General features: G+C 48.0%; 23 protein-coding genes. 14 read left to right on the forward strand and 9 right to left on the reverse strand.

The annotated features are described in order from the left end of the window. Nucleotides 1-74: 74 nt before the first annotated feature. Nucleotides 75-275 carry a hypothetical protein gene (locus KME11_01520; GenBank protein ID MBW4513888.1) on the reverse strand — a complete coding sequence of 67 codons (201 nt, stop codon included), beginning with the start codon at nt 273-275 and terminating at the stop codon, nt 75-77. A gap of 403 nt (nt 276-678) precedes the next feature. Continuing rightward, nucleotides 679-3060, reverse strand: a complete 2382-nt coding sequence (locus KME11_01525) for an ATP-dependent helicase (GenBank protein MBW4513889.1) — start codon at nt 3058-3060, stop codon at nt 679-681. 34 nt (nt 3061-3094) lie between these two features. Between KME11_01525 and KME11_01530 the strand changes: the two genes are divergently transcribed. From KME11_01530 to KME11_01545, 4 genes are read left to right on the forward strand one after another with little or no spacing between them, the layout of a single operon-like run. Continuing rightward, a complete protein-coding gene (locus tag KME11_01530) occupies nt 3095-3712 on the forward strand; it encodes a Uma2 family endonuclease (protein ID MBW4513890.1) in 618 nt (205 codons plus the stop codon). Between the two features lie 54 nt (nt 3713-3766). Then, a complete protein-coding gene (locus KME11_01535; GenBank protein ID MBW4513891.1) occupies nt 3767-4057 on the forward strand; it encodes a hypothetical protein in 291 nt (96 codons plus the stop codon). Continuing rightward, nucleotides 4054-4440 carry a type II toxin-antitoxin system PemK/MazF family toxin gene (locus tag KME11_01540; GenBank protein MBW4513892.1) on the forward strand — a complete coding sequence of 129 codons (387 nt, stop codon included), beginning with the start codon at nt 4054-4056 and terminating at the stop codon, nt 4438-4440. Before KME11_01535 ends, KME11_01540 begins: the two co-directional genes overlap by 4 nt. A 27-nt stretch (nt 4441-4467) precedes the next feature. After that, nucleotides 4468-6258, forward strand: coding sequence for a glycosyltransferase family 39 protein (locus KME11_01545; protein MBW4513893.1), 1791 nt, complete (start codon nt 4468-4470; stop codon nt 6256-6258). On the opposite strand, the gene hpsP is transcribed toward KME11_01545, so the two are convergent. The 5 genes from hpsP to hpsL form a co-directional block, all read right to left on the reverse strand. Beyond that, a complete protein-coding gene (gene hpsP / locus KME11_01550; protein MBW4513894.1) occupies nt 6249-7439 on the reverse strand; it encodes a hormogonium polysaccharide biosynthesis glycosyltransferase HpsP in 1191 nt (396 codons plus the stop codon). The two genes, KME11_01545 and hpsP, sit on opposite strands and share 10 nt — an antisense overlap. After that, a complete protein-coding gene (gene hpsO, locus KME11_01555) occupies nt 7432-8616 on the reverse strand; it encodes a hormogonium polysaccharide biosynthesis glycosyltransferase HpsO (protein MBW4513895.1) in 1185 nt (394 codons plus the stop codon). The genes hpsP and hpsO overlap by 8 nt, the downstream gene beginning before the upstream one ends. Next, on the reverse strand, nt 8613-9611 hold the full coding sequence (hpsN, locus tag KME11_01560) for a hormogonium polysaccharide biosynthesis glycosyltransferase HpsN (GenBank protein MBW4513896.1): 999 nt from the start codon (nt 9609-9611) through the stop codon (nt 8613-8615). The genes hpsO and hpsN overlap by 4 nt, the downstream gene beginning before the upstream one ends. A gap of 28 nt (nt 9612-9639) precedes the next feature. Next, nucleotides 9640-10650, reverse strand: coding sequence for an acyltransferase family protein (locus KME11_01565; GenBank protein ID MBW4513897.1), 1011 nt, complete (start codon nt 10648-10650; stop codon nt 9640-9642). A gap of 63 nt (nt 10651-10713) precedes the next feature. After that, on the reverse strand, nt 10714-12366 hold the full coding sequence (hpsL, locus tag KME11_01570) for a hormogonium polysaccharide biosynthesis protein HpsL (GenBank protein ID MBW4513898.1): 1653 nt from the start codon (nt 12364-12366) through the stop codon (nt 10714-10716). Between the two features lie 362 nt (nt 12367-12728). On the opposite strand from hpsL, the gene KME11_01575 reads away from it, so the two are divergent. The 6 genes from KME11_01575 (at nt 12729) to KME11_01600 (ending at nt 17471) form a co-directional block, all read left to right on the forward strand. After that, the gene (locus tag KME11_01575) at nt 12729-13544 is read left to right on the forward strand and encodes a dTDP-glucose pyrophosphorylase (GenBank protein ID MBW4513899.1); all 816 of its coding nucleotides are present in this window, start codon (nt 12729-12731) and stop codon (nt 13542-13544) included. 192 nt (nt 13545-13736) lie between these two features. Beyond that, nucleotides 13737-14450: a heme oxygenase (biliverdin-producing) gene (locus KME11_01580; GenBank protein ID MBW4513900.1), complete on the forward strand. Its 714-nt coding sequence runs from the start codon at nt 13737-13739 to the stop codon at nt 14448-14450. Between the two features lie 178 nt (nt 14451-14628). Beyond that, nucleotides 14629-15303, forward strand: a complete 675-nt coding sequence (locus KME11_01585; GenBank protein ID MBW4513901.1) for a Uma2 family endonuclease — start codon at nt 14629-14631, stop codon at nt 15301-15303. Nucleotides 15304-15465: 162 nt separating this feature from the next. Beyond that, complete coding sequence (gene accC, locus KME11_01590) at nt 15466-16818, forward strand: acetyl-CoA carboxylase biotin carboxylase subunit (protein MBW4513902.1); 1353 nt, start codon at nt 15466-15468, stop codon at nt 16816-16818. A 61-nt stretch (nt 16819-16879) separates the two neighbouring features. Next, nucleotides 16880-17152, forward strand: coding sequence for an AbrB/MazE/SpoVT family DNA-binding domain-containing protein (locus KME11_01595; protein ID MBW4513903.1), 273 nt, complete (start codon nt 16880-16882; stop codon nt 17150-17152). Next, nucleotides 17136-17471: a type II toxin-antitoxin system PemK/MazF family toxin gene (locus tag KME11_01600; GenBank protein MBW4513904.1), complete on the forward strand. Its 336-nt coding sequence runs from the start codon at nt 17136-17138 to the stop codon at nt 17469-17471. Before KME11_01595 ends, KME11_01600 begins: the two co-directional genes overlap by 17 nt. A gap of 2 nt (nt 17472-17473) precedes the next feature. Here KME11_01600 and rsmH read toward each other — a convergent pair whose 3' ends face one another. Then, nucleotides 17474-18346: a 16S rRNA (cytosine(1402)-N(4))-methyltransferase RsmH gene (gene rsmH / locus KME11_01605; GenBank protein ID MBW4513905.1), complete on the reverse strand. Its 873-nt coding sequence runs from the start codon at nt 18344-18346 to the stop codon at nt 17474-17476. Nucleotides 18347-18499: 153 nt separating this feature from the next. Between rsmH and KME11_01610 the strand changes: the two genes are divergently transcribed. Next, nucleotides 18500-19684: an NAD(P)H-quinone oxidoreductase subunit H gene (locus tag KME11_01610; protein ID MBW4513906.1), complete on the forward strand. Its 1185-nt coding sequence runs from the start codon at nt 18500-18502 to the stop codon at nt 19682-19684. A 759-nt stretch (nt 19685-20443) separates the two neighbouring features. Continuing rightward, entirely contained in the window at nt 20444-20746 is a 303-nt protein-coding gene (locus KME11_01615) for a hypothetical protein (GenBank protein ID MBW4513907.1), read from the forward strand. Nucleotides 20747-20802: 56 nt separating this feature from the next. On the opposite strand, the gene mnmE is transcribed toward KME11_01615, so the two are convergent. Then, complete coding sequence (gene mnmE, locus KME11_01620) at nt 20803-22173, reverse strand: tRNA uridine-5-carboxymethylaminomethyl(34) synthesis GTPase MnmE (GenBank protein MBW4513908.1); 1371 nt, start codon at nt 22171-22173, stop codon at nt 20803-20805. Between the two features lie 46 nt (nt 22174-22219). Between mnmE and KME11_01625 the strand changes: the two genes are divergently transcribed. Both KME11_01625 and KME11_01630 read left to right on the forward strand, forming a co-directional pair. Beyond that, nucleotides 22220-22411: a hypothetical protein gene (locus KME11_01625; GenBank protein MBW4513909.1), complete on the forward strand. Its 192-nt coding sequence runs from the start codon at nt 22220-22222 to the stop codon at nt 22409-22411. Further along, a complete protein-coding gene (locus KME11_01630; protein ID MBW4513910.1) occupies nt 22398-22607 on the forward strand; it encodes a hypothetical protein in 210 nt (69 codons plus the stop codon). Before KME11_01625 ends, KME11_01630 begins: the two co-directional genes overlap by 14 nt. Nucleotides 22608-22613: the final 6 nt, after the last annotated feature.

A 22613-nucleotide genomic window follows, 5' to 3' on the forward strand; every position in this document is an offset into this window, starting at 1 on the left:
GCTTAAGGTAGTTTTAAGGCTTAAGGTAGGCAGGGGGCGCGTGTGATGCGATCGACATTCGCGCCTAACAGGATTTACTGTGCAGTTTCGCTGAGGGCAATATTCTTACGCATCCAGTCGTTGGCGATCGTTTGGATATTGGTTCCTTTGGCATCGGCAATGTCTTGGAGGAAGGCGATGAGGGCGCTTTCGAAGTAGATGGGCAATTCAAATTGGGCATCTGGATGGTAGAACTTGCCGCGTTGCCCCTGGGAGAAGTCGTAGGATTCTTTCATAACAGTCCTTAATGCCGGGGATAGCACAACTGCCGCAAGCTTAGCCGATAATTCTTTGCTGCGGCAACTTATAGATCTGTAGGGAGACGAGGGAAGGCGATCGCTGATTCTATCTTCTCTAAATCAATAAACGAGTGAGCAAAGAGTCCTTCCGCCCACTTCTTTCAGTAGATCACGCATCCCAAAATAATATTCACCCACCCTAAAACAACATTTGCCCACTTGTTTCAGTTGAGCGCGCACCCCAAAATAGTATTTGCCGACTCAAATACCATTTTTGCCGACTTATTTAAGGCGATCGCGCACTTAATCCTAATTTTTGACAGGAGTTGATACTCGCGGATGAATGATGAGGCAAAGCAACACAAGCAGATTGACAAGATCTCGTTTTGGCTGCTCCATTTCAGCCGCGATCGCTCTTGTCCTGGGATACAGCCTGCGGAAATCGCTGGGCTAGGGCAGGTAACACTGAACAAGCCTCTCGATCGCTCAGGTTTTCTGGCTTGCTCCAAGTGAAGGGAGCCAGGCGCGCGGCTGACATCCATAAAAGTTTACGGGCGCGGGTCATTGCCACATATAGCAGCCGAAATTCTTCTGCTGTCTTAAGCAAACCCGCGCGATTCCAAGCCGCCTCGATATTGGGCAGAATTCCTTCGCCGTGGATATGGGCACGGATTTGTGCCCTAGCCACTTCAGAGAGCGTGAAGTTACCCAGAAATTGGGCTTGAGGTAAAACCCGAAGACTACCGGGAATCAAAGAGTCGTGAAGAAAGGGTAGAAACACGTAGTCCCAATCTAGACCTTTGGCTTTGTGCATCGTCATAATAGTTAGCTGACGAGGGCGGATATATCGAGCTTCAGAATCGTCGGCTTCAACAGGTTCAAAGCGCTCGGAGCGGACAAGTTCGCTCAGGGCTTCAAGTACAGCAACCATTGATGAGTCAGCAGAAGTTTGTTGAGAGATCCGCTCTGCAAGTTTATCGGCGCTTGCTAGCTCGGCTTGGTCATATTGCAAGGTCATTGCCAGGAAAGAAATGAGTTGGTAATGGGGCAGTTCTAGTCGGGCACGAAGCAACCCTGCACAATAGCGACGAGCGCGTAGGACGGGTTCGGGTTGGGGTGGATCGAGAGGGGCAGGATAGAGGAATTGTTCGGGGAAACTGACTAAGCGGTTGAGGTCTTGAGGCGGAATGAGTTGACGATCGCTCAACACTCTGAGCGCTGCTTTCAGGTAATCGGGCGAATGGGGGCGATCGAGAAATTGCAACAGGGTCAAAATTTCGGCAGGCACATGGGAATGACGATCGCGATCGCCCACGTCGTAGATTTCAATTCCTATTTCTTCTAGGTTTGTCTCAATTCCATACTGAGCCGGATTGCGTAACACCTCTGCTAGAAACTTTCCCTGCCGATTTTCTCGGACTAATACTGCTGCTCGTGCCTCTGGATTATGAGTCAGGCGATCGGCAACCCGTTGGGCGATTAAATCAACGCTGCGATAAATGTCGCTAGGAAAGCAAATCTCCAAACCTTTTCCTTCAGCCACAGGGTTCGCATCGGCTTGTGGATCATTGGTAGAAACGGGATGAATGTACTGGTGACGAAAAGGTTGTGTCGAACCGATCTGATGGATTGTCTCAATCTCAGGGAGGGAGTAGCGAGTGTTGACCCAATCAAGGGTAAAGTTGGCTGCGTCGATAATAATTTGGGTACTGCGTCCGGCTTGATCCATCTCAGCTAAGCGACCTTCGGTTTGACAGCGTTGACAGAAGTCGTTAAAGAAGGAGGGGTCGGCAGGGGTGAAGGTAGAATTGATGGCTTGATTGGGGTCGCCCACCCGAATCAGATTAAGAGCAGGTTCGCTTGGGTGGGCTGCCAGGATTTCTAATAGACGGGTTTGCAGTGGCGAGGAATCTTGGGCTTCGTCTTCAAAAACAGCGTAAATTTGAGATTGCCAGAGGTGACGGGCAGCTTCGTTTTCGAGCACTCGCAGAGCCGCCAGAATCATCTCGTCGTAGTCAATGTAGCCTCTAGATTGCAAGAGCCTTTGGTAGCGATCGTACAGTCCAGCCGCTATTTCTAAAACGTTGTAAGTTGCACCCTCTAAAGAAGAGCGAAACTCTGCGTTGTTACTGATTTCTTGTAGATCTTGGGGCAGTAATCCTGAGCTTTTTGCCTCATGAATCGCAGTGAATGCTAGTTCTGGTAAGACCTCAGAGCGCAGAACCGACTGGCGGCGGAGGCGCTCTGTTTCTTCATGATCTGCCTGTCTTCCTTCCAAAAGCTGCTGATAGGCTTGAGGATTTGCCGAAACCCATTGCTCGACGCAAGCGCGAATCAAGCGACTGCTTTGACCAGGAGAAACCAATGTCATGCGGCTGAGGTTGAGTCCTGAAAGTTCTGGATGCTGAGTAGCGATGTTTAACGCCAGCCCGTGCAGAGTAGACACCATAAATCCTTGAGACGGCAAGGATAGCTCCTTCAAAGACTGACGAATTTTGCCTTTAAGGTTGGCGACGGCTGAGCGGGTGAAAGTCACCAGGGCAAGTTGTCCGGGTTGTGCATCTTTTCCTTGCTGGAAGCGGCGGGCAAGGAGCAGAGCAGAGGCGATCGCCATTCCCGTAGATTTTCCTGAACCCGGCACCGCCGAAACTGCTAATGCTCCTCCTTGCCAGTCTGCCATGCACTGCTGCCCCGGGCGCAGGCGATCGCGCAGAGCTTGTAGGGCTAGATTCCGCTCTGTCTGTTGTGAGCTTATCTCTTGTGGATCTGAAGACGCTACCATAATGACACGAGGCATTCAGCGAAGGACTCTAACGATGCAAGCCACCCAAACTCGTGACTACACACCCGAAGAATATCTGGCAATAGAGGAATTTTCCGAGTACAAAAGCGAATATATCAATGGACAAATTATTCCTATGGCAGGTGGAAGTACAAACCATAATCGAATTGCCCTAAATTTTAGTAGCGCATTGAATTTTGCATTTAAACAGCAAGACTATGAGGTTTTCATTGGTGATGTCCGGTTGTGGATACCTGAAAAGCAGATCTTCACCTATCCAGACGTAATGATTATTGCAGGCGAACCAGAATATGTTAGCAATCGCACGGATATAATTACCAATCCTGTAGTTATTATTGAGGTCTTGTCAAAATCTACTCAGGCATACGATCGCGAGGGAAAGTTTAATGCTTACCGCACTATTCCAAGTTTTCAAGAATATCTATTAGTAGATCAAACCCGAATTCATGTGGGGCAGTCTTTCATAACGGGTAAGAAACAAGGATGGTTTCGGGAATATGACGACGAAGATGAAGCGATCGCCCTTGCCGCAGTTCCCTTTCAGATTTCCTTGAATGATCTCTACAGTAAAGTCAAATTTGAGCAAGAGATAGAAGAAGAACTTCTATCCTCACAACTGCTGAATGAGTAGAGACGTGCTCTAGCGTTAGGATAGACTGTCAGGATAGCAATAGAAGGTAAAGCGATGTTTGAAGTTTACACACGCTACATCTTAAACCAAGACCATCAGCCTATTGCGGTACAAATCCCCATTGAACAATTTCAACAAATAACTGGAATTCTGGAAGCATCGGGACAAGTTCTCTTAATGAGGGAAGTAATAGGTGAAGAAGTGTTGGAAGAAGATGAAACCTGGATGCAAGCAGATTTATCAAGCCTCGGCAACCATGAACCCTATGATTGGCAGCCGGGTGAGCGAGAAGAGGGCTTACCTGTAAAATATGTACCCGGTAAAGGATTAACGATCGACAAATGACCCAGCGATCGTTGCAGTTTGGAGACATCGTCACAGCAATCTTCCCAGAGCAGATGCCAAAAGGGCGCGAGCAGCAAGGATACCGACCTGCAATTGTTGTAGCTATTCCTGACCTCCTTGACATCCCTCGTTTTCCGCTAATTGTGGTGATGCCACGCACTACAGATAGAGGTCAGAAATGGGCGATTGCTTCCTCCAACTTATATCCTCAATTCTCCGCAGGAGTCGGTGGGCTGCGTTCTCCCTCTATTGCTTTGCTAGATCAAGTGAGATCATTAGATATCAGCCGAGTAACGGCATACCGCGGCAGTTTATCCCTTGAGGAATATCAGCCAATTCTGTCCGGACTTCAGCGAATGTTTACCTGGACTCCTGTATCTTGAATAATCATCTATCGCTCTAAAATTTTTGTGCCCCTCAAAGTTTTTCCTCGTCCGATCGCTCATTACCTTCTACTTTTCACCATCCTGCTCTTAGGCTTGGGGCTACGATTTTGGCACCTTGATAGTAAACCTTTGTGGCTGGATGAAGTTCTGAGTGCGCTGTTTACAATGGGACGGAGTTATCAAGATATTCCACGGGAAGAGTTTTTCCCATTAACCGCACTAGATCAATTATTTACGCTGCAACCTGGGATAACTTGTCCTCAAATCGCTCAAACGATCGCCACCCAATCGGTTCATCCTCCCTTATTTTTCTGTTTAATGCACCGTTGGCTGAACTGGCTACAGCCCAATGCCGAAAACTGGGTTTGGGCAATTCGATCGCTGCCTGCATTGCTAGGCGTGGGAGCGATCGGAGCAAGTTATTATCTTAACCGCGTTGCTTTTTCTAAATCGGCAGGATTAGCAAGTGCAGCGCTGATGGCAGTTTCTCCATTTGCAGTTTATTTATCGCAAGAGGCGCGGCATTACACGCTGCCAATGCTGCTAATTACGCTGGCGTTAGCAGCATTGGTGCAGATGCAGCAAGACTTGACCCAGCAAGCATTTCGCCCATGGGTATGGTTGGGTTGGGTTGTTCTCAATAGTATTGGGCTATACGTTCATTACTTCTTCGCGTTGGCAGTGGTCGCACAAGTTATTGCATTGGGCGGATGGATGGGAATAGGGCAGCGTAGACCCCTTCACCATTGGGGATTTTTAGGAGGAGCGATCGCCGGGATTGTCCTCTGTTATTTGCCCTGGCTACCTACCCTGATCAGCCATACAGGTCGCCCCGAAACAGACTGGCTGATTCCTTATAAACCCGATTGGTTAGATCGGGTTGCCCCACTCTATCAAACGGTTGTGGGTTGGGTGCTGATGATCATTGCATTGCCTGTGGAAAACCAATCTTTTGCTATTAAAGTTGCATCGAGCCTAACTATTACAGTGTTTGGGTTGTGGCTGATTAGTCGCGTAGTAGTAGCATCCCGAAGCCTGTGGAAAACTTTTTCTTTACGTCCGGCAATCGTGCTGCTTTTGGGCTTTACCTTGTGCGTGATTTTAGAGTTTTTTGCGATCGTTTATGTTTTAGACAAGGACATTACAGTCGTTCCTCGATATAACTTTGTGTACTATCCAGGGATCTGTGCCTTGCTGGGAGCGTGTTTTGGAGGTGTTGGATCTGGGCAGGAGCCCTTACCATGGCGCATTTGGATTAGGGGAGTAGGGCGATCTCTTCGAGATACCCACAAGGGGTCGCTACTCATTATCCTGCTAGTCGGTTTAATTAGCAGCGGATTTGTGGTGAATGGGTGGGTATTTCAAAAGTCCTATCGTCCTAATGAAGTGGCTCAAGATATGGTTTTGAAGCCCGATCGACCCCTGATTGTGGTCGTTAGCTATACGTCGCTCCAAGACATTGCTTTAGGGTTAAGCTTTGCGTTGGAGTTGCGTAAACTGTACTCGGTAAAGGATGTGGAAAAGTCGGTACGGTTTGCATTTTTTGATCGTTCACAAAGTTATCAACAGATGTGGAAAACTTTAGCGCGATCGCCCCAACTGTTGCCCCTGCCGCTCAATCTGTGGGTTGTTACTTCTCCTGGAACCCGAGCAAAGGACTATCCAGAACGGCTCAGGTTAGCCAGCCAGCCAGGGCAAAGACGCACCCTTTGCCAAGTTGATCCTCAAGAATTTTATCGGATTGGGTTTCCCTACCAATTGTATCGATGTGCAGTGAAGGGAGGTAAGCCACTGTCGGATCAAGGTCAGGGGTGAAGGATCTGGTGGTAGGTTGCAATCATTTGCTGCGCGATCGCCCCCCAGCTATAGTTCTTCAACGCATGAGCTTTTGCATTTTCTCCCCGACGCTGCCGTTCTGCGCTGTCGGCTAGAGCCAACCGGAGTTGCTCTACCAATCCAGACACCGTACAAGGGCTAACCCATCCCGCCTCTGCCTGCTGAATTTGATCCCAGATGTAGACCTGATCTGAAATCACGACAGGCACTCCTGCAACCATTGCTTCTGCCACTGCAATCCCAAAGTTTTCGTAATAAGAAGGCAGCACGAATAAGTCGGCGGCTTGAAGCAGCATAGCTTTATCTTCGCCTGTAACAAATCCCGCGATCGCCGTTCGTTCCTTCAAAGTAGATTGCTGAATCTGGGCGAAGATCTCTTGCTCGTAGTCTGGATCTTGAGAATTAGACCCGGCTAGCACAAAGTGAAAGTCTTGTCCCGCTGCTGCTAGCTGCTGCAAGGCTGGGAGTAGCAGATCAAATCCCTTTTTGCGATCGAGGCGGGACATAAAAAGAATGATAGGGCGATCGCCAGGAATGGCGTACTGAGCGCGCATCACTTGTCTTGCCTGTAGATTCTGCTCTACAGGTTTTACTCCTAAAGGCAAGACTAATTCCCGGCTCATTGTTCCAAACCGCTCCGAGATTTTTGCCTCTTGGTCGCTAGTAAAGTGAAGGGCTGCGGCTCCTCTTAAGTTGGGGCGCTCTAATACCGCTGCGTAAAGTTGTTTAAGCTGACGTTTTTTCTGTAAGTCGGCGGGGTCGAGGGTGCCTAGCGGACGCAGGATGTAGGGAAGTTGCTGATGACGCGCCACTGTTGCAGCTAGGCTGCTGACAGGCGAGAACAGAGCATGAATATGGGCAAGGTCAAATTCGCGTCCGTGCTGTGCTAGCCATTGCAACAGCCCCAAGGAAAACTTGTAGCGGCGAAACGGTGAGCAGTGGAAGTATCGAATTTGATAGCCATCTTGTGAAATGGGGCGATCGCATGGCACATCTAAAGGTGGTTGTCCCACATCGCCATTAGAATCGGTTGTCAGAATCGTCACCTCTACACCCTTCTCTGCCAAAGCCTTAGAAAGTCCCAGTACCATTTGACTAGGGCCGCCGTAAACCAGCGAAACAGAAGGAATAATTTGGAGAATGTGAAGGGGTTTACTCATTCTTTTTCCCTAGCAAATGCTGATAAAAGTCTAACTGCCGCCGCGCTAAAGCTCGATTGGTGTAACATTCCATCGCTCTAGAGTAAGCCCGTTTGGAGAGATCGATCGCCAGTTCCGGCTGACTCATCAACCGCGCCAAACAATCCCGCAGAGCCTCTACATTGCCTTCAGGAAAGACCATGCCCGTGTCGCCAATGACATGGGGAATCTCGCCAGAATCAGAGCCAATGACGGGCACTTGACAAGCCATTGCTTCAATGAGAACGTGTCCAAACTGCTCTTTCCAGCCTGCCGAGGTCAAGGTTTTGAACTTTTGGGTGGATTGGGAAGGCAGCACTAGCACATTCATCAAGTTGATAAAGCGAGGAACATCTTTGTGGGCTACGCTTTCGATGATGATGAGGCGATCGCCAATTCCTGCTTCTTCAGCTTTCGCCATCAACTGTTCTTTTAATTCGCCCCGACCTAATAGCAAAAGTTTCCAATGCTTTTCTTTTGCCAGACCTGCCACTGCATCACACAGCGTTAAAAGCCCCTTCTCTTCAACAAATCGCCCGACAAACCCAATCACAAACTCATGCGGCTGAATCCCTAGCTGTGCAGCAAGTTTTGGCTGTGCTTGAGGACGAAAGAGAGACTCATCGACACCAAGTTGGGGCATAACTCGCATTTCGCCTTTGTAGCCGCGCTGCCGCAACACATCCACGCCATCTTGGTTGCCCGACACAATGCCGTGACTATGGTGCAGATTGTACGCCTCTAGTGCCGAAACGGGGAACTTGAGCCTATAGGGCAAGTTCCACCAGGTAAAGAAAAGGTTTTTGGCGTTGAGTTTGAGGAGACGATTCAGGGTAATCATTTGGGCATAAGCGATCGCCTTTGCCCCTTGCTCTACTTGAATAATATCGGGGCGAAACTCCTGCATTAAGGAGACTAAATCTGCGCCAAAACAGAGCATTCCCTGATTGTTTTGGCTAAAGTTCGACACGGGCACGACTCGAAAAGAACCCTTTTGCCAGAAGCGGGTTTCAATAAGTTTATTTTGCACGCCGCCGGGTCGCCATTTCCTAGGCACCACAATTGTTACTTCGATATTAGGTGCTAAGGATGCGAGGGTTTTGAACTTTTCGCAGTTGAGATCCACAATATAGGTATGGCTAGCAACAAGAATTTTCATGATGCCCATTCCCTCAAAGCAGGATCTACCCGGTCGCTTTGACTGTAAACTTGCCCGTCATTCCACAGCGACTTTACCATCGTTCCGACTGCCTTAATGAACGCAAGGATGTAGAACACGCCTCGACTCATGACCTTTAGCGGGGAACCGCTTTTGTAGCAAGGAGGGTGCCCCAAGACATGACAATCAAACAGCTTAATGAAAAACTGGAGACACTGCCCCGGCGTAAGACTTTTTAACCCCATTAAAAAGTGATTGTGGTAGAAAGTAACCTGGTATTGCAGCGATCGCGTACTAATGTCATGACAACCGCCTGTTTCCTCGCCCAAATGCACCAAATGCGCCGCTGGGTCATACCAAATCATTAGCCCTGTTTTGCGAATATGCAGACAAAAATCTGACTCTTCCCGTACCGCGCTGCCCCGAAACCGTTCATCAAACCAAATACCGTGTTTGGCAAAAATCTCGCGCCGAAAAGACATATTACAGCCCCGCGCCGTCAAGACCTGCTGCGGCTTAACCGTATGCACCAAATTAATGTGATACCAGGCTATCCCTGGATTCATCGCTTCCGGCGGCAAATCTTCGATCGCCAATCCTGACTGATGATCTGCTAATTTCATGCGATCGAACACGCGACCTGCAACAGCCCCAACCTCAGCGCGGGAATAGTTTTGGGCATGAGCCATTAAAAACCCCGGAGATAGCTGCACGTCATCGTCGAGGAACAGGACAATATCGGCTTGCGATCGCCTGACTGCATAGTTTCGCGCGCCTGGCAGACTTGCCCAATCTACCTGAAATAAACGAATTGTTTGCGCCGCAGCAAGCTGATCTAAATAAACCTGCGTTTCGGGCTGATGCTGCGGCTTTTGATCCACCACAATGACATCAAAGTGAGGATAATCTTGCTGCACCACATCGGCAAGGGTTTCGCGTAAAGTATCTTCGCGCCCATAGGTTGGAATAATGACAGAAATAGAAGGTAAGCTCACAGGCGGCTCCGTTGACTCGCCCTCTTAGTTATCCCAGAGGACGCACAAATCCTTCAAAATCTTGAGGCGAACCCAGAAGAAATGCCCTTGTTAAGGTTCGTTCTTTAATTAGAAAATAAATTGCGACTGGAATCAATGATGCTAGCAAGAACCGGATTTCGCTCGCAGTTTCCAGCTTTTTCAGTGTCAGTTGAATCGGCTGATGCAGATACATAATGACCATTGATGCTGCACCTAAATAAGATAATCCCTTTTGCAACATTCCTAAATACTGAGCAATTAGTTTAGACAAGCCGATTAAGATAATAATTACTGCTATTGAAAAGAGGGGCGTTATCAAAGGGATACCATACCCAGAACCTTTCATGTTGTAGGAAATTTCATAGCCATTGCTGATTAGCCAGAGGGCGATCGCCGTCATTCCTGCCGCTATTCCATAGGCTAGTTTGTGCAGATGAGTTTGCTTCAAATAAAACCCAAACGCAAAAAACGGCAACGCTGCAAAAACTACATTCACGTTCCAAGGAAAGCTCACCTGGAGAAAAAACCGCGCGTTGAGGTAGCTAACGCCAAGGGCGATCGCCAGGCAAATCAGCCAACCTTTTCGACTACAGCGTTTGTACAAAATATTAAACAATTGCTGCGTTAAGAAGAAACAAGTCACAAACCAAAACACCCCCGTCCATCCTTGCAACAACCGTCCGCCATAAATTGCAATTCCCACAATCTGAAACAGATCAGAAACCGTTGCTAAACTGGGCGACTTGAAAATGTGCAGCAACGCTGCCACAACATCTTTTGCCGAGAGTAATACCAGAAAAGAAAGATAGGGAATTAGTAAATGAACCGCTTTCTGTTTGAGAAAGGCACGATCGCTAGAGGGCGATCGGTACAACATTCCACCAATCACAAAAAACAACGGCATATGGAACAGAAAAATCATATCTCCTAGTACGCCGCCATAGATATGACCTGCAACTACTGAAAGAATGCCAATTCCCTTTAAAACATCAATCCACGCTAATCGATCTTTGCTCATGTTCTTGAAACCAATAATCTCTTTACTAACTCGTTCCAATTTGTTTAGGGTTAGCCCAAAATCTCATCCAAATCCAGACCGTTTAACGCGCTGTTTCTTGCCGATAGATTCTGGTACATCTTGCAGTTTTGCCTCTCGATTTTCCTGATTTTCAATTTCGGGCAGCTTTAAAGTCACCCCTGCAAAAAACCAGTAGTAAACAGCAACAGGGTCAACATCAAGGGGATAGTAGTAAGTGTTGTAGCTCATGGCAAAAATAAATAGCCAAAGCGCTGCACCATAGCTTCTCAGAGTACGATCGCGCCCTGAACGATAGGCTTTAAATGTGGCGATCGTTAAAGTAGTGACCAAAATCAAGAACGCGATCGTCCCTAAAATCCCAATCTCATAAATTAGCTTGGGGTAATAAGTCTCAACCAGCACCGTCTCTCCTAAAAACCGCCCCGAATTTGTTGCTCGTCCTAGCCCCCGTCCCAAAAAACCGCCTCGCGCCAATGACCACTGCAACTGCTGAAAAATAAAGTCATAGGGCGGAGACGCATTCCATCGGCTCATAAAGCTATCAATGCGCTCTTGCATAGTCGCGGCATTATTTGCTGCGCCAACTCCCAACGCCAAACCTAACCCGACGGCGATCGGCAAAAACCTCTTTAGGTTGGCAATCTGACCTGTAAAAATCAGTAGCACTGCAACCACTACAGGCACCAGCGCCAAGGCAATTCGTTGTCCTGACACCACCGCCATGACAAAAACTGCACCCAAGCCAACTAGCCCTAAAAGTCGCCATATTGGTTTGGGATCATTAAATGCAGTTGGAAAGGCAATAAATGCACTCGAAATAAGAAACCAGCCCCACTGCCAGGGCGCAACAAAAGTTCCAGGCAGACGAATAACGCCCTGGGAAGGACTGTAAAGCAACGAGCCACCAACAAAACATCGCGCCCCTAAAGATGCCCGAAATAAATCGCTGCCTTGGGCTAATCGTGTTCCCTGGCAAATTCCAGTCAACAGCATGAGGTATTGAATCAGCCCGAGTCCACAACAGAAGATGATCAACAGCAATGACAGCCGCATCAAAAACAAAAAATCCTGGCGATCGCGCAGTAAGTAATACGCACAAAACAACAGCGGCGCATAGCCCAACAAAATTTTGATACCAAAAATTCCCAAACCCAGAGGCACCCCTCCAGGTTTAGTCACAAACTGCTGGTAGCCATTGACAAACAGCAGCGTCAGGAAGCAGCAGGTCAACATAATTCCTAGCGGCACCGTTAATTGCTTAGGAATAAGGATGGGCAGTTTTTTCTGCCGACAGTACTGCACCACTCCGAGCACGGCAGGAATGTAAAATCCATCTTTTGCTAATTGCAGAATCGGGCTATTACCTAGCGCATAAATTACCGTTCCTCCTAGCGGTAAATAGATGAGAAATGACCACAAAGCTTGACGAGGATATTTGAAGGAAAGAGCGGTCACAAGGATGGCAACGATCGCCCCTACTGCTGCTTTTAGCCCCCCCGCGATCGCCGCCAGTCCACCTATAAACAGAGCAAACCCCAGGACAGAAACTGTAAAACTAATAAACTCTTTGCGAAGGCGATCGGCTTGACGTTTTTGTGCCAACTGCTCCTTCAAACTCAGTCCTGATTCAGCCGCTTTCCGACCTTTCTTCTTTTTGCCTTTTTTCGGTTTACTTTTAGGCTTTGTTTTTACCACGGTCGGGCACAGCTAGGGGTCTGATTAGGTAAGTTGTAGGTTTTCAAAAATCCTGACTTCTAGAGCAAAAAGTTTGCGCGGATATCCGTTTGCACCACTAGGATTAGGAGAGAGCAAGGGAAACTGGCATTGCTGAATCAAAATATGAATCCTTCAAAGTCCCTTTCCCTTAGGAGAGGGATTTAGGGAGAGGTCTGTCTCGCTGCGTTGTCGAAACCTAACCCCTAGCCCCTTCCCTGCGAGGGCAGGGGAACATGATTTTCATATCGCAATTCAGCAACGGCGGGAAACTTGGATTTTGACCTGCGGAGTTACAGCTATAGACTTCCCTTACCTTCATTAAAAGTAACGACGATCGCATCATGTCCTACAGTCTAGAAATTCATTCTCAGCCTGATATCATTGCCCTTCTACCCGCAGGCGGACAAGCCACCCGCCTTTCGCCGCTACCCCTCAGCAAAGAGCTTTATCCCATTGGCTTTCGTGCCACAGAGGGCGGCTTAAAACCCAAAGTCGTTGCCCACTATTTATTAGAAAAGATGCAGCGATCGGGCATCACAAAAGTCTTCTTTATTCTGCGCCCTGGAAAGTGGGATATTCCAGCGTATTTTGGCGATGGCACAATGCTAAAAATGCACCTGGGCTACCTAACTGTGCATGTGCCCTATGGCGTGCCTTATACGCTCAATCAGGCGTACCCATTTGTGCAAAATTCTTTGGTAGCGATCGGTTTCCCCGATATTTTATTTGAACCCGCCGATGCCTACACTCATCTCATCGCTCACCAGTCTAAAAGACAAGCCGATGTAGTGTTAGGCTTGTTTCCCACTGAAAACTACTGGAAAGCGGGAATGGTCGATTTTGATGATTCCGGGCGAGTTCGGCAGATCGTTGAAAAGCCGTTAAATTGTGAACTGAACTATATGTGGGCGATCGCCCTCTGGACTTCTCGCTTCACCCAGTTTATGCAGGATTATCTTGCCGCTATTCCCAACCCAGCCCAGGAGATTCCCATTGGCGATGTGATTCAAGCCAGCATCTCGTCTGGTTTACAAGTCGAAGCTGTCCCTTTCCCAAACGGCTCTTATTTAGATGTTGGCACCCCCGCAGATCTCATGACCGCAATTTTGGCACATACACCGCGATCGCCGTCCTCTCCATCGCGTCCCCACCCCTAATCATGACTAGATCGCCGCGATCGCTTGTTCACTGAACGCTACCTTCTCGTAAGATTTTTTAACAGAAACGCTCATCGAATCAGATTACTCTAACAAGTTGGGGGCTAATCGAGCCGTTGGTCAGCATTCAATTGTTCCGCAGATGAACATCACCTTTTATCAACCCTAGGTAGTTTTATTAGGAAATTTAGCATGGTCAATTTAGCACTCAAGCTGAAAGAAGGCACCAAGAAAGCCCACACAGCCGCAGAAAACGTCGGTTTCGTTAAATGCTTCCTGAAAGGCGTGGTAGAAAAAAGCTCGTATCGTAAGCTTGTCGGCAATCTCTACTTTGTCTATTCGGCAATGGAAGAAGAGATGGAACGCCTCAACCAAAACCCAATTATTTCAAAGATTAACTTTCCTGAACTGCACCGCAAAGCCAGCTTAGAGCAAGATCTGTTCTACTACTACGGCAGCAACTGGCGCGATCAAGTCGTGCTTTCTTCCGCAGGCAAAGCTTATGTCGATCGCATTCGAGAAATCGCCAAAACCGCCCCCGAACTATTGATCGCCCACTCCTATACCCGCTACATGGGTGACCTGTCGGGCGGTCAAATTCTCAAGGGCATTGCTCAACGCGGCATGAACTTGGTTGAAGGAGAAGGCACAGCCTTTTACGAGTTTGAAGGGATTCTTGATGAAAAGGCGTTCAAAGCAAATTATCGCCAGGCGCTGGATGCAATGCCTCTTGACGAAGCAGATGCAGACCGAATTGTAGAAGAAGCCAATGATGCTTTTGGCTTGAACATGACGATGTTCCAAGAGCTAGAAGGTAATCTGATTAAGGCGATCGGCATGTTGCTCTTTAATACGCTCACTCGCCGCAAAACACGGGGCAGCACTGAGTTGGCTACCGCTGAGTAGGTTTCATCGGTTAGAAAAGCAAGGGCTAGAGGTTTGGATGTTGAGTCTTGAGTGTTGGGTGTTTTAGCCCAAAGCTGAGGATTTAGGATTCAAAGCTCTAGCCCTAATTTTTTGGCTTGGCTGTACTGCGGCTCTGGGCGATCGCAGTACACTAGATCCATTCCTTAAGGGGGGCGCTATGTCACAAGTCTCAACGCCGTTACAACCCGAAATCATTTATCCGGACAGCGACGGCAAGCCCATGTCAGATAACACCAAGCAATTTCGTTGGATTGTCCTGATCCAGCAGAATTTGGCGGCAATGTTTGCCCAAGATCCTAACGTCTTTGTTGCCGGGGATTTACTTTGGTATCCAGTTGAAGGAGATAACAAAACCCGCTATGCTCCCGATGCTATGGTCGTTTTTGGCAGACCGAAGATAGATCGTGGTTCCTACCAACAATGGAAAGAAGAGGATATTGCCCCTCAGGTGGTGTTTGAGATTCTTTCTCCTAGCAATACTCAAACCGAGATGAACAAAAAGCTATTGTTCTACGATTGCTACGGTGTGGAGGAATATTACTTGTATGACCCGGATAAAAACGACCTCAGCGGTTGGCTGCGCCAAGGCGACCCTTGCGGTATCTGCGAAGCAGCGCGCCTTTCTGTTGTTGATCCGATTGCCAGTTGGGTGAGTCCTCGACTCAATATTTGTTTTGATTTAACGGACGAAAGGTTACAACTTCTGCGTCCAGACGGCACTCCGTTCACCACGCTGGAACAAGAATCTCAACGAGCAGAACAAGAACGCCAACGAGCAGATAAATTGGCAGCAAAGCTGCGAGAGCTAGGAGTAGACCCAACTGAAATCTAATCCTGTCGCTGAACTCATTTCTTCTTGAGCTACATCCTATGGTTGGAGGAAGGACATCCCACGGTAGAATCTGAGATTAGCGACTTCACGCTGGCTTTTCGTCAGCAGGGTTGCCCGATCGTTGCTGTAGCGCTTCCCATCCTTCATTTTAGTCCCACAACAATGCGTTTCGACAAAATTTTGATTGCCAACCGAGGAGAAATTGCCCTTCGCATCCTCCGCACCTGTGAGGAAATGGGCATCGCCACGGTTGCAGTCCATTCCACTACCGATCGCAATGCTCTCCACGTTCAACTTGCCGACGAAGCCGTTTGTATTGGCGAACCGCCCAGCAGCAAAAGCTATCTCAACATTCCTAACATCATTGCCGCAGCCCTGACCCGTAATGCTACAGCCATTCATCCAGGCTACGGTTTTTTGGCAGAAAACGCCCGCTTTGCCGAAATCTGTGCCGACCACCAAATTGTTTTCATTGGGCCCTCCCCTGACTCTATGCGCTCTATGGGCGATAAGTCTACTGCCAAAGAAACCATGCAGAAGCTCGGCGTACCGACGGTGCCTGGAAGTGATGGACTGATTGGTGATGAGCAGGAAGCCCTGGCGATCGCCAAACAAATTGGCTATCCCGTTATGATCAAAGCCACGGCAGGCGGTGGTGGCAAAGGAATGCGCCTCGTTCGCTACCCTGAAGACCTGATCAAGTTCTATATAGCTGCCCAAGGTGAAGCGGAAGCGGCATTTGGTAACTCTGGCGTTTACATTGAAAAGTTTGTGGAACGCCCTCGCCACATTGAGTTCCAAATTTTGGCCGATAGTCACGGTCATGTCGTTCATTTAGGCGAACGCGAGTGTTCCATTCAGCGTCGGCACCAAAAGCTGCTGGAAGAAGCGCCTAGTCCGGCTCTCACTCCATCTCTGCGAAAGAAAATGGGCGCAGCGGCAGTGCGGGTTGCTAAAGGCATTAACTATGTGGGAGCAGGGACAGTCGAGTTTTTGTTAGATCAATCAGGCAACTTTTACTTTATGGAGATGAATACCCGAATTCAGGTCGAACATCCGGTCACTGAAATGATTACGGGGTTGGACTTAATTGCTGAACAAATCCGCATTGCCCAAGGCGAAAAGCTTCAGTTCACCCAAGATCAAGTCGAGTTTCGCGGTCATGCGATCGAGTGCCGCATTAATGCCGAAGACCCTGACCACAACTTCCGCCCCAGTCCGGGTCGCATCAGCGCCTACTTGCCCCCTGGCGGTCCAGGTGTACGGATGGATTCCCACGTCTACACCGAGTATGAAATTCCGCCCTACTACGACTCTTTGATTGGCAAGCTAATTGTGTGGGGGCAAGATCGACCGATGGCGATCGAGCGGATGAAACGAGCCTTGCGAGAGTGCGCCATTACTGGACTCAAGACTACTCTTGGGTTTCACCAAAAAGTTTTAGAATCACCAGATTTTGTCAAGGGCGACATTTATACAAATTTTGTAGAACAGGTGATGATGAAAGGGAAATAGCATTTACTCATCTAACAATTTTTGCATTACTGTAATTACAGTAACTACAAATTATTGATTTATGGAAAAACAGTCCCGTAGTCGAAATGTCAGGCTGATTCAAATCGGGAACTCTAAGGGGGTTAGGTTGCCGAAGGCGATCTTGCAAAAATATGGGTTTGCAGACGCTTTGCTATTGGAAGAAACTGAGCATGGAATCTTGCTTAGAAACCGTGACAATCTCAAACTCTCCTGGGAAGAGACGTATAAGGCGATCGCCGCGGAGCAAGAAGATTGGGCAGATTTTGACGATGCTCTTGCAGATGGACTAGACCCCGATGAGTTTGATACCTAGGCAATATGAAATTTATCTAGCAGAATTAAATCCTATAGTCGACGCTGGAATTGGCAAAATTCGTCCTGTTGTGATCGTCAGCCAAAATGCAATGAATCGCTACTTGGAAACGATTGTTATCTGTCCTTTAACTTTCAAATTGCATCCCCAATGGCAGAGCCGATTACAGATTATCTGCGCTGGTAAGCCCGCTGAAATTGTTGTTGATCAAATTCGAACAATCAGCAAAAGTCGGCTGAGGAAAAAACTAGACAATCTATCAGTAGACAGTGCAGATCAATTGAGGCGATTGATTACAGAGATGTATGGGGAGTCGTAATCTCAATTTAGAACTCGCTCCGCTACTCGCAGTTTGGCAGACCGCGATCGCCCATTCACTTTCAACTCTTCTTCCCCCGCAATGACAGGCTTCTTAGTCAGCACCTTTAGCTCTTCTGATTCCTTCAGCGTGTGCTTGACAATCCGATCTTCCAAACTGTGAAAGCTGATAACTACTAGCCTTCCCTGGGGTTTTAGCCAGTGGGGAGCCTTAGCCAAAAACGTCTCTAACACTTGCAGTTCCTGGTTCACCGCAATTCGTAGTGCCTGGAACGTCCGGGTGGCTGGATGAATGCGTCCATAGCGATAGGAGCGAGGCACCGCATGAAAAATTGTGTCTGACAGCGCAGTAGTAGTTTCAAACGGGCGACGCTCGACAATGCGGCGGGCAATTTGGCGCGATAGCCGTTCTTCGCCATATCGATAGATCACGTCCGCAATTTTGACTTCTTCCCAGGTGTTAATCAAATCCGCCGCTGTCAAATCTTGCCGCTGATCCATCCGCATATCTAGGGCTGCTTCATGACGGAAGCTAAAGCCACGTTCGGGAATATCGAACTGGGCAGAACTTACTCCCAGGTCAGCAAGGATGCCATCGAATAACTGGTCGCCAGGATCATAATCAGCAAAGTTAGTCGCGTGGAATTGAACCCGATCGCCAAACTCTGTCAATTTCAGTTGAGCAGCGGCGATCGCCTGTTCATCTTGGTCTAACGCCATTACCTGCACATCAGACAGCGCCTCCAAAATCAACTGGCTATGCCCGCCACCTCCCACCGTCGCATCCAAATAATGCCCGCCTGCCCGTAGCGCCAGCCCCTCCATCACTTCCTGGCTCAGCACTGGAACGTGAACAAACTCAGTCTCTAACTGCATAAAGCCTCAATAACTTCCGCCCTCTAGCATCTTCTATTAAAGCGACAATTCACATCAAGCTATCACTAGGTTTCTAGCAACAGACTCTCTATAATCAATAAGAAGTTGAATCGGCGCAACACCCAGATCCTTAGCGGGGGAGATAGTTCATCTATGTCAATGATCGAAACCAAGACCGAACCCATGGTTATCAACATGGGTCCTCACCACCCTTCTATGCACGGGGTGTTGCGGCTTATCGTTACTTTAGACGGCGAAGACGTAGTAGACTGCGAGCCTGTCATTGGCTACCTGCACCGAGGCATGGAAAAAATTGCCGAAAGCCGCACCAACGTCATGTATGTTCCTTACGTCAGCCGCTGGGACTACGCCGCAGGGATGTTCAACGAGGCAGTTACCGTCAATGCTCCCGAAAAGCTTGCCGATATCCCTGTGCCAAAGCGCGCCAGCTACATCCGGGTGATCATGCTAGAGCTTAACCGGATTGCTAACCATCTGCTGTGGCTAGGGCCCTTTCTAGCAGACGTAGGTGCGCAAACTCCCTTCTTCTACATCTTCCGCGAACGAGAACTCATTTACGACCTATGGGAAGCCGCAACTGGCTACCGAATGGTCAACAACAACTACTTCCGCATTGGTGGAGTTGCCGCAGATCTACCTTATGGGTGGGTCGATAAATGTGAAGACTTCTGCGACTATTTCTTGCCAAAGGTGGATGAATACGAAAAGCTGATTACTAATAATCCTATCTTCCGTCGTCGCATTGAAGGCATTGGTACCATTACCCGCGATCAAGCCATCAACTGGGGGCTCTCTGGACCGATGCTACGGGCATCAGGCGTTCAATGGGATTTGCGCAAGGTCGATCACTACGAGTGCTACGATGATTTTGACTGGGATGTGCAGTGGGCAACCGAGGGCGACTGCTTTGCCCGTTATGTTGTCCGCATTCAGGAAATGCGTGAGTCTGTGAAGATTTTGTATCAAGCCCTCAAAGGTTTACCGGGCGGCCCTTACGAAAACTTGGAAGCCAAGCGGATGACTGCTGGACCCAAATCAGAGTGGAACAGCTTTGACTATCAGTTCATTGGCAAAAAGATTGCACCGACCTTTAAAATTCCTCAAGGTGAACACTATGTCCGAATTGAGAGTGGTAAAGGCGAACTCGGTATTTACATCATCGGTGATGATAACGTTTTTCCTTGGCGCTGGAAAATCCGGGCAGCAGATTTCAACAACCTACAAATCTTGCCCTATTTGCTGCGTGGGATGAAAGTCGCAGATATGATCGCTATTTTGGGCAGCATCGACATCATTATGGGGTCGGTCGATCGCTAAGTCAGGTGATTACTACGCTCTGCCTTCCGTTCCTTCAAGGGTCGGGAGGTTTTTTATTCACCTAACGCCATAGCCATTTTGTGAATAAAAAACAGTTTATTAATCCCAAGATTTTGTAGGTAAAAGATCTTCATAGAATCCTTAAGATTTCTTAATACTAAAAAGTCAGTCATAAAGCGCCAGACTCAACATTTGAGATCTGATTTTGCTAAATAGCACTCAGAATCAACTGCTTTGAGGAAGTTTTTTCTCGAATGGCGTGCCTTCCTTGATAAGGGTTACAAACTTAGAACACATTCATAGTCAGGAATTGAGCGCTGATTGAGTCAAGTTTTCGGTCATCTGCAAGAAGCGTTAGAAAGACATGTAGGCTTTGTGTACAGACTCCGCAGTAGTACTGAAGTGATGTAGGTCACTTTGAAAGAAACCTAAGGGTGTTTATCGAACCGTTTAATAAGTTCACTAGGTAGCATTGGGTGTCATAGGGGTTCTACTGATTAGAAACTTTATCCAACCTAGAAAGAACTCTTGCCTCTGGCAATATTTAACTTTCAAAGAAGGCTTAGTCTGCAAGAGTATGAAGTAGAGATGCTGAGTAAGGTTCACTTGAATTTATCTACTCTTAGCTCTTGGCGTATCTAAGTTTTCTGTCGCCCTTCCCCTCCAAGTTCGTGTGCTTGTATTCTACGTTTGCGGAATAGTTATCCCATAACAGAACCGCGATTCGGAGAATAATTACCTAATTTATAGCTAGAGAATATGAAAGACAACGACTTTAAAGCATTGGAATTGATCGCAGCACAACCCTTTGAGTACGAGATCGAAGAGAGTTGGATATTTCAAACTTGTCAATACGAAAACATTCCTCTCAGTGAAATTTTTGATCTGCTGGAGGGCGCTGTAGAGACATACAATGCGATCGCCCCTACCTTATCAAAACGTTTGAGGGAGAGCGCTGAGCAGGAAATTGACTTTTTCTATTCATTAATTCAAAAACGTCTCAGTTCTCTAATTGTTCAACCCAACTTGCTCCCTGTAAATAGTCAATGGGTTATGGCATAGTTGAGAATTAAATTTGTGGCTCAGCCTAACTGTATTTTGTGAATAAATTTTATTTTTTATTTTCCAATACAGAATCGGCTAAAGATTTGATCTAGAACCGATTCTGTAAGATCCTCGCCTGTAATTTCTCCTAAAGCTCGAATGGCTGTGCGGAGATCAATCGTCCAAAAGTCGAGGGGCAGTTGCTCGGCGATCGCCCCTCCCACATCAATTAAAGCTATCTTTGCCTGCATCAATGCTGCTGCTTGTCTTTGATTAATTGCCACATCCAAATTTGCTGCCTGTAAGTTTCCTGACTTAACAGCCGCCAAAATTGCCTGCTCTAATGCTTCGATTCCCTTTCCTTGGGCGGCGATCGTCTTGACCACGGAAGCAATCGGTAGATCTGAAAAGTCTCTATCTTCCGCCAAATCATTCTTATTAATGACCAAAATTAACGGACGATGATTGACCGACTCGTAAATCGCTTGATCATCATCTGTCCAACCCGTTTGCGCATCAATAGTCAGCAAAACTAAATCAGCCCCTTGCGCTACAGCCCGCGATCGCTCTACTCCAATTTGCTCCACCGCATCCACTGCCTCTCGAATTCCAGCCGTGTCTAGCACCTGCACCGGAATTCCACCTACCACCAATTGCGACTCCACAACATCTCGCGTCGTCCCTGGTAAGTTTGTGACAATGGCGCGATCGCTCCGACTCCACGCATTCAGCAAACTCGACTTGCCCACGTTGGGACGACCGACGATCGCCACCTTGAGCCCTGTCCGCAATAGCTGCCCCCGATCTGCCGTTGCCAAAATCTTTTCAACTTCTGCTAAAACCGTTGCTAAATCGTGCTTCGTCTGTACGTCATCCAAGGGGGGCAAATCATCGGCAAAATCAATCCGGGCTTCCACTTCTGCCAAAATATCTAAGCAATTTGCTCGAAGCTGACGAATTGGCTGTGCCAACTTGCCCTGGAGCCCGGCGATCGCGGTTTGTGCTGCTTGGGGTGACTGTGCCCCGACCAAATCCGCAACGCTCTCGGCTTGAGTTAAATCCAGCCGTCCGTTTAAGAATGCCCGAAGCGTGAATTCTCCAGGTTCCGCTAGTCTTACCCCCTGCTCTAAACAAAGCTGCAAAACTTGCTGCACCGCTATAATTCCACCATGGCAATGGAACTCCACCACATCCTCACGGGTATACGAACGGGGAGCCAACATCAATAACAAAAGCGATTCATCTATCAACTGCTGAGTTTGAGGATGACGCACATAGCCATAGAGAATTCGATGGCTTTCCCAAGGTTGATGACCCGGACTATAGAAAAGGATTTTGGCGATCGCCACCGACTCTGATCCCGACAGTCGCACAATGCCGACGCTACCTTGTTGCGGAACAATGGCAGTGGCGATCGCGGCAATGGTCGAAGGTGAGTAGGTCATGGGTTTGGGGTATTGTTAGGATTCGCTATTGTGCAAATACTGGTATATGCCAACCATTGAACAAGCCTTCGCCTGCGTTAGAGTTTGCCAAATGCTTTCCAGTGGGTTTCAGCCCATTCATTTATTTCGATACAATCGAAACACCAGGACGGTCTATATTCTGGCAGGGGTAACTGAAAGTATAGAAGTTATCGTTCATCCTAATGGGGTATGGAGGTTTAAGAATGACGAAGCCTGACTTCAATCAAATGAGCCGCCAAGAGTTGAGAAAATATGTTTTGGTTAACCGCGAAGATGATGACGCGATCGAGGCTCTGATTAATCGATTTGATTCAGATTCTCCAGCGTACCCCTGTCCCAAAACAGACGAGGAATTCCGGGAAATGGAAAAAATTTTCAGGGAAAGGCTAGGTCTGAACAGAGACTCAGCTTGATGCTGA

The sequence above is a fragment of the Timaviella obliquedivisa GSE-PSE-MK23-08B genome (assembly GCA_019358855.1).
GTDB classification, from domain to species: Bacteria; Cyanobacteriota; Cyanobacteriia; order Elainellales; family Elainellaceae; genus Timaviella; species Timaviella obliquedivisa.

What these genes read in the sequence shown, in the direction of transcription:
- mnmE (MBW4513908.1), bottom strand. Translation starts at nt 22,173, where the DNA reads ATGACCTACTCACCTTCGACCATTGCCGCGATCGCCACTGCCATTGTT.
- KME11_01530 (MBW4513890.1), top strand. Translation starts at nt 3,095, where the DNA reads ATGCAAGCCACCCAAACTCGTGACTACACACCCGAAGAATATCTGGCA.
- KME11_01595 (MBW4513903.1), top strand. Translation starts at nt 16,880, where the DNA reads ATGGAAAAACAGTCCCGTAGTCGAAATGTCAGGCTGATTCAAATCGGG.
- KME11_01535 (MBW4513891.1), top strand. Translation starts at nt 3,767, where the DNA reads ATGTTTGAAGTTTACACACGCTACATCTTAAACCAAGACCATCAGCCT.
- hpsP (MBW4513894.1), bottom strand. Translation starts at nt 7,439, where the DNA reads ATGAGTAAACCCCTTCACATTCTCCAAATTATTCCTTCTGTTTCGCTG.
- hpsO (MBW4513895.1), bottom strand. Translation starts at nt 8,616, where the DNA reads ATGAAAATTCTTGTTGCTAGCCATACCTATATTGTGGATCTCAACTGC.
- KME11_01630 (MBW4513910.1), top strand. Translation starts at nt 22,398, where the DNA reads ATGACGAAGCCTGACTTCAATCAAATGAGCCGCCAAGAGTTGAGAAAA.
- KME11_01580 (MBW4513900.1), top strand. Translation starts at nt 13,737, where the DNA reads ATGGTCAATTTAGCACTCAAGCTGAAAGAAGGCACCAAGAAAGCCCAC.
- KME11_01520 (MBW4513888.1), bottom strand. Translation starts at nt 275, where the DNA reads ATGAAAGAATCCTACGACTTCTCCCAGGGGCAACGCGGCAAGTTCTAC.
- KME11_01625 (MBW4513909.1), top strand. Translation starts at nt 22,220, where the DNA reads ATGCCAACCATTGAACAAGCCTTCGCCTGCGTTAGAGTTTGCCAAATG.
- rsmH (MBW4513905.1), bottom strand. Translation starts at nt 18,346, where the DNA reads ATGCAGTTAGAGACTGAGTTTGTTCACGTTCCAGTGCTGAGCCAGGAA.
- accC (MBW4513902.1), top strand. Translation starts at nt 15,466, where the DNA reads ATGCGTTTCGACAAAATTTTGATTGCCAACCGAGGAGAAATTGCCCTT.
- KME11_01540 (MBW4513892.1), top strand. Translation starts at nt 4,054, where the DNA reads ATGACCCAGCGATCGTTGCAGTTTGGAGACATCGTCACAGCAATCTTC.
- KME11_01610 (MBW4513906.1), top strand. Translation starts at nt 18,500, where the DNA reads ATGTCAATGATCGAAACCAAGACCGAACCCATGGTTATCAACATGGGT.
- KME11_01615 (MBW4513907.1), top strand. Translation starts at nt 20,444, where the DNA reads ATGAAAGACAACGACTTTAAAGCATTGGAATTGATCGCAGCACAACCC.
- KME11_01585 (MBW4513901.1), top strand. Translation starts at nt 14,629, where the DNA reads ATGTCACAAGTCTCAACGCCGTTACAACCCGAAATCATTTATCCGGAC.
- KME11_01565 (MBW4513897.1), bottom strand. Translation starts at nt 10,650, where the DNA reads ATGAGCAAAGATCGATTAGCGTGGATTGATGTTTTAAAGGGAATTGGC.
- KME11_01600 (MBW4513904.1), top strand. Translation starts at nt 17,136, where the DNA reads ATGAGTTTGATACCTAGGCAATATGAAATTTATCTAGCAGAATTAAAT.
- KME11_01575 (MBW4513899.1), top strand. Translation starts at nt 12,729, where the DNA reads ATGTCCTACAGTCTAGAAATTCATTCTCAGCCTGATATCATTGCCCTT.
- KME11_01525 (MBW4513889.1), bottom strand. Translation starts at nt 3,060, where the DNA reads ATGGTAGCGTCTTCAGATCCACAAGAGATAAGCTCACAACAGACAGAG.